The sequence below is a fragment of the Mesorhizobium sp. M4A.F.Ca.ET.050.02.1.1 genome, assembly GCF_003997725.1.
Lineage (GTDB): Bacteria > Pseudomonadota > Alphaproteobacteria > Rhizobiales > Rhizobiaceae > Mesorhizobium.
The window spans coordinates 1-1,274 of the sequence record NZ_RZSG01001181.1 but is presented as its reverse complement, the minus strand read 5'-3'; the positions used below and the strand labels follow the sequence as shown (position 1 = coordinate 1,274).

Below are 1,274 nucleotides of genomic sequence, written 5' to 3'. Positions count from 1 at the left end.
CAACCTGATGCGCGAGATCGAGATCTTCCTGCCGTTGTCGATCATCGCCGGACGCGGCGCGTCTAGTGATCGCCATGCCGCACCATTCGGAACAGGTAGAAATAGGCGCACCAAAAGGCCAGCATGCCGCCGCCGATGGCGTAGCGGGCGCCGTCACCGTTGATCGTCTGCCGGCCGATGCCTTCGAGCAGGCCGGCAAACAGCAGCATCACGACGACGCCGACCATGACGGTCGCCGCGATCCGTCCGGCCTCGGCGGCGGACGCCATGCGGGTCAGCTCGCCGGGAAAGGCGATGCGCGTGCCGATGCGCATGCCGGCGGCCCCAGCCAGCGCGATGGCGAACAGCTCGGTGGTGCCGTGGATGGCGAGCCAGCCGCCGAGCCCGAAACCCAGCCCCTTGGCGGCGTAGATCTGGAATATCGCGCCGAGCATGCAGCCGTTCATCAGGATGATCAGCACGCTTGGCGCGGCAAAGGCAAAGCCGAGCGCAAAGGCCAGGATCGCCACCTGTGTGTTGTGGGTGAAGAGATAGGCGGCAAAGCTCGACAGGAACTGGCTGTCGGCGCCGCCATAGAGCACGCTGCGCAGCATCTCGGCCGACGAGTCCGGATTGCGCCCGCCGGCAAGGCTTGGCGCGATGATGGCGTCGTACCAGCCCTTGTTGGACGCCACCAGCCAGTAGCCGGCGCCGGCGCCGACCGCCGTCAGTCCGACCGCAACAAGGGTTTCCCGCCACAGGACGCGGATAGCGTTTGGCCAGTCATGCAGGAAGAAATCGCCGATGCGCTGCCGCAAGCCACGCCGGGCGCCGTAAAGGTAGAAATAGCCGCGCAGGCAGAGCGCTTCGAGATAAGAGACGAGCGCATTGTCGAGCGACGTCGCCCTGGCCACCGACAGCGAGGACAGCGCCGAGCGGTAGAGCAGCGGCAGCGACAGCAATTCGTCTTCCGACAGCGTGCGCGGCGCTCGCTTCTCGACCCGCGCCAAGAGCGCCTCGAATGCCAGCCAGTCGGCCTCGCGCTCCTGGCGGAAGCTGGCGAGCGTCTGGCGTACCGCATCGGTGCCGGCCGGCGTCGTCACAAAAGATTCTCCTGCTTGAGCTCGAGATAGCGCTCGACCAGCGCCGGGCCCAGCCGCTGGTGATCGGCCTCGATGACATGCGCGCCGAGCAGCCTCAGCCGTCCGATCACGACCTGCCGTTCCCTAAGCAGGCCGCCGGCGGTGACGGCGCGCGCCACGTCCTCCGGCGTCGCCGGCGGCCTGCTTAGGGAA

The 1,274-nt window shown here is 67.4% G+C and carries 1 protein-coding gene and 1 pseudogene; both read right to left on the bottom strand.

Annotated elements, in window-relative coordinates; all coding sequences use genetic code 11:
• Positions 1–62: 62 nt before the first annotated feature.
• Positions 63–1,082 (bottom strand): stage II sporulation protein M, encoded by a 1,020-nt coding sequence (locus EOA33_RS36125; protein WP_127407751.1) that lies wholly within the window; start codon positions 1,080–1,082, stop codon positions 63–65.
• Positions 1,079–1,274 (bottom strand): annotated as a pseudogene (locus tag EOA33_RS36120) (DUF58 domain-containing protein); the annotation flags it as partial. The pseudogene EOA33_RS36120 and the gene EOA33_RS36125, both read right to left, overlap by 4 nt.